Here is a 14,507-nt window from a genome sequence, read left to right on the forward strand (position 1 = left end):
TCAACCTCGACGGCACCCACCTCAAAAACCCCGACGTCCCCGTCGTCAAGGGCAACTACATCGAATGGCCCGGCGGCAGCCGCCTCAACCTCGACAACGGCAAGGTCTACAAACCCGACGGCACCGTATCGCCGGCCAAGGTCGAACTCAGCGCCGACGACATCACCCGCCTCAAGAGCTCACTGCCGCACGTCAGCGAAACCATCCCCACAGGCGTCAAGGAACCGGCCATGGCCGGAGCCCACGACCCCGCCCGCACACCCGCCAGCACCGCCCACGACCCCGCCCGCACACCCAGCGGCACCGCCCACGACCTCGGCCCCTCCGCCAGCCACGAAACCCCGGGCGGGCCGTCGCACAACCCCGTACCCACGTCTCACGACGTCCCCGGTACGGGATCGCACGGCGACCTGCCCACCGGTGGCCACGGTGGCGGTACGCACCCGGGCGAGCCCGGGTCGGCCGATGGTGCGGGGTCGGGTGGCGGCGACGCCGGGGGCCCGCCCGGTACCGGCGGTTCGCATCTTCCGGACGGGCCCGGTGAGCCGCGGGGCAATCTGCCCGACGGGTCCTGGGAAGGGCCGCAGGGGCTGCACCTCGACCCGCACGCCAACGCGGCGGCCGACGAGTTCATGCACCGGGCCGAGTCGGCCGAGCCGGGCATCACCGACGCGGTGAAGTCCGCCGCCGACCGGGTGGACCACGGCAAGCTGAACGGCCTGGAGTACCGCCTCAAGGGCGAGGACTCGCTCAAGCGCAAGATCGCGACGGCGCTGCACGACGACCCGATGCTGCGGCCCGAGGACGCGCTCGGGAACGTCAAGGACTCGCTGCGCTACACCGTCGAGCTGCCCGCCAAGGACTACGCGCACGGTGTGCAGCAGGCCGTCGACGACTTCCGTGGCCGCGGGTTCGAGAACGTCACGTTCAAGAACACCTGGGACAGTGCGGGCTACAAGGGCATCAACTCGACCTGGCGCGACGCGGTTTCGGGTCAGGTCTTCGAGGTGCAGTTCCACACTCCGGAGAGCTTCACGGCCAAGATGGACGGCCATGTGCTCTACGAGAAGGAACGCCTTCCCGGCATTTCCCACGACGAGCTCGCGGCCATCCGGGCCGAGCAGAGCGACTTGTTCGGAAAGGTTCCGGTGCCGCACGGTGCCGGGGACCTGCATATCGATCTCGGTCACGAGCCGCACGGTTCGGCATTGCCCGAGGCTCCGCACGTCGACCACGGCCAGCACGGAACCGCCTCCGTTCACGGCAATGGGCCGCCGGCCGAGCTCACCCCGGCCGAGCGCGCGGTGCATGATGAGCATCTCCAGGCGGTGGAGAAGAAGTACGCCGAAGATTTCGACGTCTTGAAGCAGGACCCCGATCACAAGGGGAAGGTCAAGCCGTCGGAGATGGACGAGGCGCGGATCGCTCTCGACATGCGCGAGAGCGGGAAGGTGCCCTCCGACATTCAGCGTCCGCCGGGTGCGAATCAGGGTGACCTCTACTCGCCGAGCATCGGGGAGTTCTACGACATCAAGGGCGTACACTCCGACTGGCCTCCCCTCAATAACGTTCGCGACAAGTCGCTGCCGTTCAAGGGCGCGTACGACCCCGCGAACAACGGGAGCTGGGTGCGCAAGCTGGAGGACCAGATCGTGAACAGGAAGCGCGTGGTCATTCTGGACATGCGCAATGCCGATCAGGCCGCTATTGACGATGTCAGGGCAATTGTCGAAGACCATGGGTGGAGTGATCGGGTTGTCTGGTATCCGTGACGAGGGCGAGCGGCGGATCGTCCGGGCCATGCCGAAGGACGCCGAGGCCGCGGCCGCGCTCCGCGAGTGGGTCGAGCAGCCGGGTTCGCTGCTCGGTGTCGACGGGCTCGACCTGACCGGCGCCGATCTGTCGGGTGCCGATTTCGGCGGAGGCATGCTGGCCGAGACGGTGCTCAGGGACGCCGTGCTCGTGGGCACCGACCTCTACCGGTGCCACCTGGAAGGCGCGGTGCTCGACGGCGCGGACCTGACCGACGCCTGCCTGGTCAAGGCCGTACTGGACGAGGCCTCCCTGCGCGGCGCCAAGCTGGACCGCGCGGATCTGGGCAGCGCCGAGCTGGCCGGGACCGATGTGCGGGGCGGGTCGCTGCGGGGCGCCCGGCTCAACGCCGCCGCGCTGCTCGGCACCCTGCTCCAGGGCGCCGACCTCACCGGCGCCTCGGTGAAGGAGACCTCGTTCGGCGTCGTCATCGACGAACACACCGTCGTCCAGGGCCTGTCGGGCTCGGTGTACGGGCCGATGACCGTGGAGAGCGGCGAGCAGCGTCGTGAAATCCGCGGCCGCGAGCTGGAGTTGTGGCTGAATGGCCGGGGCGCCGATGTGCGGGTGATCGACCCGGCGTCGCGGGAGATCACGTACTACGCGAAGATCGGCGACGGATATCCGCGGAGCAGCCCGCGTGGAATTGTCCGGCGGCGTTTTCTCGACGGGATCGCCTACGACGAGGCTTTCACCCGGAATCTGCACTGGGAGCCGACCGAATACCTCCGGCTCTACGAACTCGGCCACAACGACGTCGACCATGTGGAGATCACCGAGGAGGAGGCTGACGCTTTCGTCGCGGCCGTGACCGCGAAGCTCCGCGAACGGCCTTGATTTCCAACGTCACGGCTTTGCCGCCGTACGGCATGAGCAGGATCCGAAGGAGATTGCCCGGGCATGACTGCCGCGCAGGACTATGACAGCCAATTGCTGGAGTCGGTTTCGGTACGGCGCCGGCGGCTTCGCGATGCCCTTCTGTTCGGGGGGCAGCGCGGGCGGCGGTCGGTCGACGAACGCCTCGGCAAGCTGTTTGCCGGAATTGTGATTGCTGCGGTGCTGTGCGCGGGTTGCGTGGGCTGGTCGTTCATTTCGCACAAGCTCATCGGCAAGTCTCCGTACGGGACTTCGGTTCAGCCGACTTCGGTATCCTCTCCAACTCCCTCTTCTCCCGCTTCTTCGCCCGCCGTGAAGTCTTCGGCCCGATGATAGGTTCGCACGCGTGATAGCTACGGGATCGGTGAGCCGTACGGCATTGAGCCGGGTCACTCTGGTCGGTGAACAGCGTCGGGTCGATCTCGTTCTGCCGTCCGAAGAGCCAATTGGGCTGCTGCTGCCCGAAATCATGCGGCTGCTCGGCGACGGCCCGGGCGGCCGCCCGATGCTGCGCCATCTGACGACGGCCGACGGATCGGCGCTCGCCCAGGACTCGACGCTGGCGTCGGCGGGCGTGCCCGACGGTGCGGTGCTGCGGCTCGTGCGGGTCGAGGACGCCCCTTCGGCTCCTGTCGTGCACGACGTCACCGACGAGGCCGCGGACGATCTCGATGTACGGGCCTGGCGCTGGCGGCCCGCCGCGCGGCGCGCGGTCGCGGGGCTCGCCACGGTCGGCTGGGCGCTGGCGGCCGGGGTGCTCGCGCGCGACGAGTTCGCGCTGTCCGCGGTCGGCGCGGTGCTGCTCGCGGTGGCCGGCCTCGGCGCGATCGCCGGGCCGGTGCTCGGCCGGGCCGGGCAGCGCGGACCCGCGACCACCCTGATCGTCACGGCCGGGGCCCTTGCCGTGCTCGGGGCGTGGACGCTGGCCGACGCGTACGGCTGGCCGGGCGGCGCCCGGCTCGGCGCGGTCGGTGCCGCCGTCGTGGTGGCGCTGCTGCTCCTCGGCCTGTTCTCGCCGCTCGGGCGGGGCGGGCTCATCGGCGCCGGGGCGGTCGTCGGCGCCGGGGTCTGCTGGGAGGCTGTGATCGCGTCGCAGTCCGGAGCCGGCACGGCGGTCGGGCAGGCGCGGGCCGGGGCGATCGTGGTGGTCGTGTCGGCGCTGCTGCTCGGGGTGCTGCCGCGCCTCGCACTGATGGCGTCCGGGCTCTCCGGCCTGGACGACCGGCGCTCCGGCGGGACCTCCGTCAGCCGCTATCAGGTGTCGACCGCGCTCGCCGCGACGCACCGCGGGCTCGCCCTCGCCACCGTCGTCATGGCCGCCTGCGCGGCGGTCGCCGGGATACTGGTGCTGCGCACGCCGACGGTGTGGACGGTGCCGCTCGCCTCGGTACTCGCCGTCGTCCTCGCTCTGCGCGCGCGGGCCTATCCGCTGGTCGCCGAGGTCGTGGGCCTTTTCGCGGCCGCCGCCGCGGTGGCCGGGCGGCTCGCCTGGGTCTGGTGGGAGCGCACCGGCGCGGTCGGCCCGCTGGCCCTGCTCGTGGCCCTCGCACTGGCCCCGGTCGCGGTGCTCGTCATCCAGCCCGCGGACCATGTACGGGTCCGGCTGCGGCGGTTCGGCGACGCGCTGGAATCGATCGGCGTGATCGCGCTGTTCCCGCTGTTGCTCGGGGTGTTCGGGGTGTACGGGCGTCTGCTCGGCACGTTCGCGTAGGTATGCGTAGAGGTCGGGATATGGCTGTGGGCGAGGACTGGCAGCGCGATGTGCTGCGCGAGCTGGGCGGGGGTGCCTCCGGCCCGGCGTCGGCCGCATCCCAGGGTTCTGGCCCTGCGGAGGGCGCCTTCCCTTCGGCGGCGTCGCCCGCACAGCAGGGTGCGGGTGGCTCGACGGGGTCGGGCGCGCAGCCGGGTGCCGGCCCGGCGGAGGGTGCCTTCGGCCCGGCCGGGTCGGCCCCACAACCGCATTCCGGGTCGGCGGAAGGTTCCTTCGGGTCAGCCGCACGGTCCGACGCCGGCGCCCCCACACCCTCCGGCCGGCCCTACACCGGCCCCGCCGAGGGTACGTTCCGGATACGCCCGCTTGAGCCACGCCAGACGGACACCTCTCCAGATGCCTCAACTCCCGCCGCCGCCATGGGAGTTGACGCCCCCACCCCCGACCCCCGCCAAGCCACCGCCGCAACCCTCGACGCCGTCGCCGCCGCACGCGCCGCCGCCCAGCACGGGCACGCCGCTCCGGATGCCGCTCCGGATGCCGCTCCGGCCGCCCGGTACGGATCCGGCGCCCCGGACGGACGGTCGGCCGGGTTGCCCGTGCCCACCCCGCAGCCCGCACCCCCCGCCGACTCCCGCCCCGCCACCCTGCCCGAACTCCGTGTCCCCGGCGGGCGGGACGCGGCGGTGCCCATGGCCACGCCCGAGTCCGTGCCCACCGTCGATCCCCGGCTCGCGGTGGCGCTCGGGAAACCGGTGCACGGTGACTCCGTGGCCAAGCGGGCCGGGCGGTCCGTGCGCAAGCTCGGGTCGTCCGCCGCGCAGGACGTGGCCGAGGAGAGCCGGATCGGGCGGGAGTTGCAGCAGCCCGTGACGACCGGGCGGGTCATCGCGGTCACCTCGATCCGGGGCGGGGTGGGGAAGACCACCGTCGCCGCTCTGCTCGCGCGGAGCTTCAACCACTACCGGCACGATCCCGTGCTCGCCCTTGAGGCGGACGGCGCACTCGGCACGCTGCCGGTCCGGCTCGGCGCCGAGTCGGTGCGCTGGTCCTGCGTGGATCTCGCCGACATCCTCACCCCCGCCATGCAGCTGACCGACGTCACCGGCTATCTCGTGCCGGTCACCGACGGCGGCTGGCTGCTGCCCGCGAGCCAGGGCCGCCTCGGCGCGCCGCTGAGCATGCGGACGTACCGCACGGTGACGCTCGCGCTTCGCCGGTACTTCGCGGTGACCGTGGTCGACTGCGAGACGCTGCCCGGCGAGGTGGCGCGTACCGCGATGGACACCGCGCACGCCCGGATCGTGGTCGCCCCGATGACCGCGGAGGGCGTCGGCGGCACCCGGCTCGTCCTGGACTGGCTCGCTCATCTGCCGCACTCGGCGCTGGCCACCACCGTGGTGGCGCTGACCGCCAACTCACCTGATACGACACTGGACTTGAAGGCCGCCACCGCGCATCTGCGGGAAGCGGGCGTCACCGTGCTCCCGGTCCCCTACGACCGGCATCTGGCCCAGGGAGGCCCCATCCAGACCGCACTGCTCGGCCGGGCCACCCGGCAGGCCGCCGTCGCCCTTGCCGCCGAGGCGATGGAGCGGGCGGTGAGGGTGCGATGACGCTGCACCAGGTCCACCGCCCGGCCCGCTCGACCCGGCCGGCCGCCCCGGCGGCGCCGCGCGCCATCGAGCCGCCGCCCAACCTGCCCGAGGGCAAGACCGGCACGGCCGCGACCGCGCTGCTTCCGATGGCCGGCGTGATGAGCTCCGTGATCATGATGACGGTGATCCGCAACAGCCAGTTCGCGGGCCTCGGCGCCATCGTCCTGGTCGTGGCGCTGCTCGGCGCGGTCGCGCTGTTCCTGTCCCAGCGGGGCAAGGCGCAGCGCACCCGGCGCACCCAGCGCGAGCGCTACCTCGAATACCTGGAGGAGCAGCGCGAGGAACTCGGCTCCGTGGAGCGGGAGTCCAGGCTCCAGGCCCGGCTCCTGAACCCGCCGCCGCAGGCACTGTACGACCTGCTGCGGGACCCCGCGCGGCTGTGGGAGCGGCGGCGCGGCGATGCCGACTTCCTGCGGGTGCGGGTGGGCACCGGCACCGTACCGACGCAGGATCTGTCGATCGGGCAGAACAGTGCGCAGGGCGTGCTGACCCCGCCGGATCCGTTCATGCTGAACGAGGCGCGTGCGCTGGTGGCCCGGTACGCCACGGCCACCGAGTCGCCGCTGACGGTGCCGCTCGACCGGGCCGCGAACGTGAGCGTGGTCGGGGACCGCGAAGGCGTGCTGCGGGTCGCGCGGGCGCTGCTCGTACAGGCGGCCGTCACGCACGCCCCGGACGATCTGGCGATCGCGCTCGGCGTGCCCGGCGACCGCCTCGACGACTGGGAGTGGGCCAAGTGGCTGCCCCATGTCCTGGACACGCTGGAGAGCGACGGCCCGGTGGCCGCGCGCCGGATCGCGCCGAGCATGCCGCAGCTGGCCCGGCTGATGCGGACGGAACTGCGCCAGCGGGCCTCGTACGCGGCGGAGGTGCGCCGGGGTCTGTCCGACCGGAACGCACTGCGGATGATCGACCGGCTGCTCGTGGTGAGCGACGAGTACGGCGCTCCGGCCGATGAACTGCCCCGTCCGGACACGGCGGTCGGCCTCACCGAGATGGGCGTGACGGTGCTGCATCTCCTTGAGCAGCAGGTGCACGAGCCGGACCATGTCACCGTCCGGATCAGTGTCGACGGCGACCGCATCACGGTCGAGGACCTGCGCGATCCGGCGAACCCGGCGCCCCCGATGTCGTACGGACTGTCCGACGAGGTGAGCACGGCAGGGGCCGAGGGGCTCGCGCGCATGCTGGCGCCGCTGCGGCTCTCGGCCGAGTCGGTGGCCGAGGGCACGCCGGTGACCGGACCGGTGGACTTTCCGCAGCTGCTCGGCATCGACGATCCGGCGGACCTGGACATCGAACGGCTGTGGGCGCCGCGCGGCGAGCGGGCGTTCCTTCGGGTGCCGATCGGGCTCGACGACCGGCATCAGCCGGTCCTGCTCGACCTGAAGGAGTCCTCCGAGCTGGGCATGGGCCCGCACGGGCTGTGTGTGGGCGCGACCGGCTCCGGCAAGTCGGAGCTGCTTCGTACGCTGGTGCTCGCGCTTGTCGCCGGGCATCCGCCGGAGGATCTGGCGCTGGTCCTGGTCGACTACAAGGGCGGCGCCACCTTCGCGCCGTTCGCCGAACTCCCGCACGTGGCCGGGGTGATCACCAATCTGGAGAACCAGGCAGGCCTCGTCGAGCGCGTGCACACCAGCCTCGCGGGCGAGGTCAAGCGGCGCCAGCAGGTCCTCAAGGACGCGGGCAACGTCGCCGACATCGGGCACTACGCCGCGCTGCGTGCCGAGCGGCCCGAGCTCGAACCGCTGCCCCACCTCTTCGTCGTGATCGACGAGTTCGGTGAACTCCTCACCGCCAAGCCGGACTTCATCGACCTGTTCCTGTCGATCGGCCGCATCGGCCGCTCCATCGGCGTCCACCTGCTCCTGTCCAGCCAGCGCATCGAGGGCGGCAAGCTCAAGGGCCTGGACACCTATCTCTCGTACCGGCTCGGCCTGCGCACGTTCTCCGCCGACGAGTCACGCACGGTCCTGGACACGACGGACGCCTTCCACCTGCCGCCGCTGCCGGGCTTCGGCTATCTGAAGGTCGACACCTCGACGTACGAGCGCTTCAAGGCGGGCTACGTCTCCGGCGCCTACCGGGGTCCCGCCGTCCTGGAACAGCAGGACGACACTCCGCTCGCCTGGGCGTACCCGACCTTCAACTCCCTTGAGAAGGAAGAGAGTTCAAACGCAGCGCCCGAACCGCAGATGCGCGAGCGGGAGACCGGGCCGACCGTCATGTCGGCGATGGTCGACCAGCTGCGCACGGCCGCAGAGCCGGTACGCCGGATCTGGCTGCCCCCGCTTCCGGGGGCCATCAGCCTCGACGCGGCGGCGGGCCCCCTCCAGGTCTCCGAGCACGGGCTCCAGCTCAGCCACCGGCCGGGGCCGATGCGGGTGCCGCTCGGGCTGCTCGACGATCCGGGCCGGCAGTGGCAGGGCCCCTGGACCCTCGATCTGACGGTGGCGGGCGGTCATGTGGCCGTCATCGGCGGCCCCCAGTCCGGCAAGACGACCCTCCTTCGCACCCTCGCCCTTTCGCTCGCCCTGACCCACACCCCGGCCCAGGTCGCCCTGTACGGGCTCGACCTGGTGGGCGGCGGTCTCGCGGCGCTCGCCGGGCTTCCGCACGTCGGCGGGATCGCCGGGCGCGCCGACCACGAACGGGCCGCGCGCACGGTCGCCGAGGTGCGGGCCATGCTCGCCGCGCGCGAGGAGCTGTTCCGCGAGCACGGCATCGACTCGGTGGACGAGCTGCGCAGCCTGCGCGCGCAGGGCCGGCTTCCCGAGCTCGGCTCGACCGATGTGGTGCTGCTCGTGGACGGGTACGGGGCGCTGCGCGACGAGTTCTCCGCCCTGGACGACGACGTGGCCGACCTGCTCAAGCGCGGCAGCGGCTACGGCATCCACATCGTGGCGGGCATGCTGCGCTGGAACGACGTACGGATCGCGACGCAGTCGATGTTCGGCACCCAGCTGGAGCTGCGCCTCAACGACCCGTCCGACTCGTCCATTGACCGCAAGCTGTCCGAGACGCTCGCCCAGGACACCCCCGGGCGCGTGCTGACCAACGGCAAGCTGTTCGCGCAGGCCGCGCTTCCGCGCACCGACTCGGTCGCCTCGTCCGCCGATCTCGGCCCCGCCCTGGAGGACGCGGCCCGTACGGTGCGGGCCACCTGGCACGGTGAACTCGCCTCTCCCGTACGGGTGTTGCCGACCCGGCTGCCCGCGCAGCGGCTGCCCTCGCCGGCCGTCGAACCGAAACGCATCCCCATCGCGGTCGACCAGGACGCGCTCGACCCCGTACTCCTCGACCTGTTCGAGCACGACCAGCACCTGCTGATCCTGGGCGACAACGAGTGCGGCAAGACCAATCTGCTCAAGCTCATCGCCCAGCAGTTCACCGCCCGCTACAGCGACGAGGAACTGGTCTTCGCCGTGTTCGACCCGCGCCGCGGGCTGCGCGGCGTGGTGCCCGAGCCGTACCGCGGGGGCTACGCCCACAACGCGAAGATCAGCGTGGGGCTCGCCTCCGGGATCGCCGCCGAGCTGGAGAAGCGGCTGCCGGACGAGACCGTCGACCACGACGCGCTGCCGGACGGGCCCTCGTTCAGCGGGCCGCGCATCGTGATCCTGGTCGACGACTACGACATCCTGACCACCGCGGGCCAGCAGCCCCTCGCACCGTTCCTGCCGTACATCTCCTCCGCGCAGGACATCGGGCTGCACTTCGTGGTGGCCCGCCGCGTCGCGGGCTCCTCGCGGGCGCTGTACGAACCGTTCCTGACCACCCTGCGCGAGACAGGCACCGCCGCGCTCGTGATGACCGGCGACCGCACGGAGGGCCAGCTGTTCCCCGGCCTGTACGCGTCCGCGCAGCCGCCGGGCCGCGGCTTCCTGGTGCGCCGGGGCCGCCGCCACCAGCTCGTCCAGACCGCCCTCGCCACCCAGCCGGAAGAAGCAGACCACTCGTGACCAAGGACGTCATCGCCCTCACCCCGAAGATGCCGGACACCTGGGCCCTGCTCGCGGGGCTCTACGCGGGCGGGCCCGGGCTCTCCGTCGACACCGGCCACGACGGGGCGGTGGTGCAGCTCTGCGCGGCGGACGGCCGCCCGCTGGTCTCCCTCGAAGCACCGCTGCTCGTGCAGGTGCCGGGCGAGGCGGAACGTCTCCTCGGCGGTCAAGTGACGCCCCCCGAGGGCTCGTTCTGGTGGACGGAGGCGCGCGCCTCCACTGCGGCGCCCGAGGCGGAGCGGCTCGCGGGGTCGGTGGCCGGGCGGCTCACCACCCTGCTCGGCGGCACCGTCTGGCCGCCCGGCGCCGCGAGCACCGACGTCGTCCCGGTCGCCGACTCGGAGGTGAGCGCGCGGCCCGCGACCGGCGGGGCTCATCCGACGGTGGACGTGCTCACCGAGTCGACCGCCGTCGTCATGTGCGACCGGCCGGTCATCGCGCTGACCGCCTGGCTCTCGCACATCCTGCGCGCCGCGGTCGAGAGCCGCCGCGCGCTCCAGATCGTGACCCCGCCGGGCGTACGGCTCAGCCTTCCGCTGCGTACGGCGCTGACCGGCGCGCCCAACCGCTGGGTGGTCAAGGATCCCGACTGCGGGTACTACGACGGGCTCTCCGGCGCGGTCCTGCGCTGGCAGGACGGCACGTTCGCGCCGGCCCGGGACGCTTCGGGCGAGGCGGTGGCGGCCGAGGCGTTCACCGCACCCGCGCTCACCTCCGAGCGGCAGCTGATCGTCGCGTTCCGCACGGTGCACAACGCGGACGAGAACCTGGTGCTCGGCCGCGCCCTGGAAGCGGCCTGGCAGGCGCTGACCGGCGGCGCCCCGGCCGGCTGGGGCACCGCCGAACCCGTCAACCTCCCTTGGTCCGCACGCCAGTTGACCGACCTCGCCCGCGACCGGGCACCCGAGTCGACCCAGCTGCTCGCCGTCGGCGACCCGGCGCGGCCCGCGCTCGCGGGGCTCCGGGTGACCCGGGTCGAGCGGGGCGTGGCGGCCGACGCGACGCTCACGCTGGGGTACGGGGCGGACGAGGCGCCCCCGCTGGACGCGGTCGAGGAACTGGCCCGCACCCTGGCCGGCGCGCACGGCCTGACCCACATGCTGGTCTCCCTGCGCAGGGGCCGCCGGGACCTGGCCGTACCGGCTCATTTCGAGGCGCCCCCGATCCCGGTGTCGTACACGCTGGGTGCGGACGGGGTGCGCACGGCCGGCCTGGCCCACGCCACCCGCCCGCCCCTGTCGCTGACCCCCGTCCGACTCGGCCCGGACACGGAGCCGGCGCTGTACTACCCGCTCGGCGACGGCACGGATGCGGGGACGTGGCCGATGCTGGAGAGGCTGATGGCGCATGTGGAGGGCCGGCCTTAGAGCCGGGCCCATCCGAAGCCCCCAGGGGCGCGGGGCTCCGGCCCTCCGGGCCGAGGGTTCAGGCGCTGGCCCGCTTCCTGGGGGCCGTTTTCTTCGCCGCCGTCTTCTTGGCCGTGGTCGCGGTGGACTTCTTCGCGCCGGTGGACTTGGGGCTCGACGCCGCCGACTTCTTGGCGGCCGCGGTGGTCTTGGTGGCGGTGCTCTTCTTGGCCTGGGGTGTCTTTGTCTGCGAGGCCTTCTTCGCCGCGGCGGTCTTCGTGGTGGGCTTCGCCGCCGTCTTCTTCGCGGGCGCGGCCTTACGGGGCTTGCGCGAGCTCAGTTCGGTGACCTCGGCGACCTCCCCCTCCTCCTCGCCCTCCCCGCGCGCCGCCTTCGCGGCCTTGACGCTGCTCTCCAGGGCGGCCATCAGGTCGATGACCTTGCCTCCCTTGGCGGCGTGGGCCTCCTCCGCCTGGGGCAGCACGCCGTCCGCCTTCGCGGCGATGAGCTCCTCGACGGCGGCCCGGTAGTCGTCGTGCAGGGTCGACATGTCCACTTCGCCGAGCGTGTCCATCAGGGCGTCGGCCAGGTCGAGTTCGGCCTCGCGGACGCTGACGTCGGTCTCGGGGGCGGCGTCCTCGGCCGCGCGGATCTCGTCCGGCCAGAGCAGCCCGTGCATCGCGATGACGTCGTCGACCACCCGCAGCATGCCGAGCCGCTCGCGCCCGCGCAGCGCGTATTTGGCGATGGCGACCTTCTGGCTCCGCTTGAGCGCCTCGCGCAGCAGGGTGTACGGCTTCGCGGCGGGCACCCCGTTCGCGGAGAGGTAGTACGCGGCGTCCATCTGGAGCGGGTCGATCGTGTCGGCCGGGACGAAGGCGACGATCTCGATCGTCTTGGCGGTCGGCAGCGGCAGGGAGGCCAGATCGGCGTCGGTGATCGGGATCATCGAGCCGTCGGCGTCCTCGTACGCCTTGCCGATCTCCTCGGTGCTCAGCTCCTCGCCGTCCAGCTCGCACACCTTGCGGTAGCGGACCCGGCCGCCGTCCGCCGTGTGGATCTGGCGGAACGAGATCGAATGGCTCTCGGTGGCGTTCACGAGCTTGATCGGGATGCTGACCAGGCCGAATGAAATGGCACCGTTCCAGATGGATCGCACGGTTTCTCCTCTTCGTCCCCGAGGAGTGTGGTTCGTGTGGTTCGTGGGACTCTCATCGTATGACGCCGATCACGGAGGTGGAGGGGCGGCGGATCGCCCTGTCGAATCTGGACAAGGTGCTGTACCCGGCCACCGGCACCACCAAGGGCGAGCTGCTTCACTACTGCGCCTCGGTCTCGGGCCCGCTCCTCGACCAGCTGGCCGACCGCCCGGTGTCGTTCCTGCGCTTTCCGGACGGTCCGGCGGGCCAGCGCTTCTTCACCAAGAATCCGCCGCCGGGCACGCCCTCCTGGGTGAAGACGGCCGCGGTGCCGCGCTCGGAGGACCAGGCGGCCCGGCAGGTCGTGGTCGCCGATCTGGCCACCCTGATGTGGGCGGCGAACCTGGTCGTGGAGTTCCACACCCCGCAGTGGCGGGCGGCTGCCCCCGCCGAGGCCGACCGGCTGGTGCTCGACCTCGACCCGGGCGAGCCCGCGAGCGTCGTGGAGTGCTGCGCGGTGGCGCGGTGGCTGCGGGACCGGCTCGCCGCGGACGGTCTGGAGGCATACGCCAAAACCTCCGGCGCCAAGGGGCTGCACCTGCTCTCCCCGCTGGTGCGGACACCCTCCGAGCAGGTTTCGGCGTACGCGAAGACGCTGGCCAGGGAGGCGGAGGCGGCCCTGCCGGGGCTGGTCACGCACAAGATGGCGAAGGCGCTGCGCCCGGGCAAGGTGTTCGTCGACTTCAGCCAGAACGCCGCCGCGAAGACCACCGCGACGCCCTACACCGTGCGCGCCAAGGAGCGCCCGACGGTGTCCGCGCCGGTGTCCTGGGCGGAGGTCGAGTCGTGCCGGGCGCCGGCCGACCTGACGTTCCTGATCGGCGACATCGGGCCCCGCCTGGACCGGGACGGCGATCTGCTCGCCCCGCTGGCCGACCCCGACCGGGCGGGCCGCCTGCCGTGAGCGCCCCGGTGCTGCGGCCCCCGCTCACCGTCGCCCTCGCGGAGGCGGTGGCCGCGCTGCCGCGCGGGGCGGGGTGGGCGTACGAGCCGAAGTTCGACGGGCACCGGATGCTGGTGTTCCGGGAGGCGGAGCGGGTCGTGCTCCAGGCCCGCTCGGGGCGGATCATCACCGGCGCGTTCCCCGATCTGGCCGACGCGGCAAGGGAGTTGACGCCCGGGACGGTCCTCGACGGGGAGGTCGTGGTGTGGACCGGCGGGCGTACCGACTTCACGGCGGTCCAGCGACGCGCCGCCGCCACCCCGGCCCGGGCTCCCCTCCTGGCCCGCCGCCTGCCCGCCTCGTACGCCGCCTTCGACCTGCTCGCGGACGCGGGCCGGGACCTGCGGGGCGAGCCGTACGAGCGCAGGCGAGCCCGGCTCCTGGAGGTCCTCGCCCCGCTCGGCCCGCCGCTCCAGGCCGTGCCGATGACGACCTCGGTGGACACGGCGCTGACCTGGTACGAGACGCTGCCTGCGAGCGGCATCGAGGGTCTGGTCGCCAAGCGTCTGGACGCGCCCTACCGGGCCGGGCGCCGCTCCTGGCGCAAGCTGCGGCACACCGACACCCGCGAGGCGGTCGTCGTCGGGCACACCGGCAGCCCGGCCCGCCCGGCCGCGCTCGTCCTAGTGCTGCCGGGCGACGACGTACCGGTGGTGTCGGCCCCGCTGTCCGCCGCCCTGCGCGCGGAGGCCGGTCGCGCGCTTGCTCCGCTCGCGGCCGAGGGCGGCGGCACGGCGGTCGCGGCGGGGCTCGGCGAGGTGGCGTACCGGGCGGTCGCGGAGGGCCTGCTCGCGGAGGTCGAGTGGGCGACCACGCGGCACGCGGGGGCGGTGGTGTTGCGGCTGCGGGAGGCCGAGGGCTGATGGGGCTCGGAGCCCGTGTCCGATCCGGGCGGGGCTCGGACGAAGGCTCTCAGAGCCTGTGTCTGAACTCCGGACGCAGGCCCGGGCGGGGTTCA

Annotated in this window: 10 protein-coding genes; 9 read left to right on the forward strand and 1 reads right to left on the reverse strand. The window is 72.7% G+C overall.

Translation table 11 applies throughout. The features are described from left to right. The 7 genes from ACWC2B_RS14270 to ACWC2B_RS14300 all read left to right on the forward strand — a co-directional run. On the forward strand, positions 1-1,772 hold a 1,772-nt coding region (locus tag ACWC2B_RS14270; RefSeq protein ID WP_450716751.1), incomplete at its 5' end, for a hypothetical protein. After that, on the forward strand, positions 1,756-2,649 hold the full coding sequence (locus tag ACWC2B_RS14275) for a pentapeptide repeat-containing protein (RefSeq protein WP_450716752.1): 894 nt from the start codon (positions 1,756-1,758) through the stop codon (positions 2,647-2,649). The genes ACWC2B_RS14270 and ACWC2B_RS14275, both read left to right, overlap by 17 nt. A 63-nt stretch (positions 2,650-2,712) precedes the next feature. After that, complete coding sequence (locus tag ACWC2B_RS14280) at positions 2,713-3,021, forward strand: hypothetical protein (RefSeq protein ID WP_450716753.1); 309 nt, start codon at positions 2,713-2,715, stop codon at positions 3,019-3,021. Positions 3,022-3,034: 13 nt separating this feature from the next. After that, complete coding sequence (eccD, locus tag ACWC2B_RS14285) at positions 3,035-4,399, forward strand: type VII secretion integral membrane protein EccD (RefSeq protein ID WP_450716754.1); 1,365 nt, start codon at positions 3,035-3,037, stop codon at positions 4,397-4,399. 419 nt (positions 4,400-4,818) lie between these two features. Continuing rightward, a complete protein-coding gene (locus tag ACWC2B_RS14290) occupies positions 4,819-6,015 on the forward strand; it encodes a nucleotide-binding protein (RefSeq protein ID WP_450716755.1) in 1,197 nt (398 codons plus the stop codon). Further along, on the forward strand, positions 6,012-10,019 hold the full coding sequence (gene eccCa / locus ACWC2B_RS14295) for a type VII secretion protein EccCa (protein ID WP_450716756.1): 4,008 nt from the start codon (positions 6,012-6,014) through the stop codon (positions 10,017-10,019). The genes ACWC2B_RS14290 and eccCa overlap by 4 nt, the downstream gene beginning before the upstream one ends. Next, entirely contained in the window at positions 10,016-11,428 is a 1,413-nt protein-coding gene (locus tag ACWC2B_RS14300; RefSeq protein WP_450716757.1) for a DUF6177 family protein, read from the forward strand. Before eccCa ends, ACWC2B_RS14300 begins: the two co-directional genes overlap by 4 nt. Positions 11,429-11,486: 58 nt before the next feature. On the opposite strand, the gene ku is transcribed toward ACWC2B_RS14300, so the two are convergent. After that, positions 11,487-12,566, reverse strand: coding sequence for a non-homologous end joining protein Ku (ku, locus tag ACWC2B_RS14305; RefSeq protein WP_450716758.1), 1,080 nt, complete (start codon positions 12,564-12,566; stop codon positions 11,487-11,489). Between the two features lie 59 nt (positions 12,567-12,625). Here ku and ligD point away from each other — a divergent pair, with 59 nt between their 5' ends. Both ligD and ACWC2B_RS14315 read left to right on the forward strand, forming a co-directional pair. Then, the gene (gene ligD / locus ACWC2B_RS14310) at positions 12,626-13,510 is read left to right on the forward strand and encodes a non-homologous end-joining DNA ligase (protein WP_450716759.1); all 885 of its coding nucleotides are present in this window, start codon (positions 12,626-12,628) and stop codon (positions 13,508-13,510) included. Then, positions 13,507-14,412, forward strand: coding sequence for an ATP-dependent DNA ligase (locus ACWC2B_RS14315; protein ID WP_450716760.1), 906 nt, complete (start codon positions 13,507-13,509; stop codon positions 14,410-14,412). The genes ligD and ACWC2B_RS14315 overlap by 4 nt, the downstream gene beginning before the upstream one ends. Positions 14,413-14,507 lie beyond the last annotated feature (95 nt).

The organism is Streptomyces sp. NPDC001415 (genome assembly GCF_053597395.1).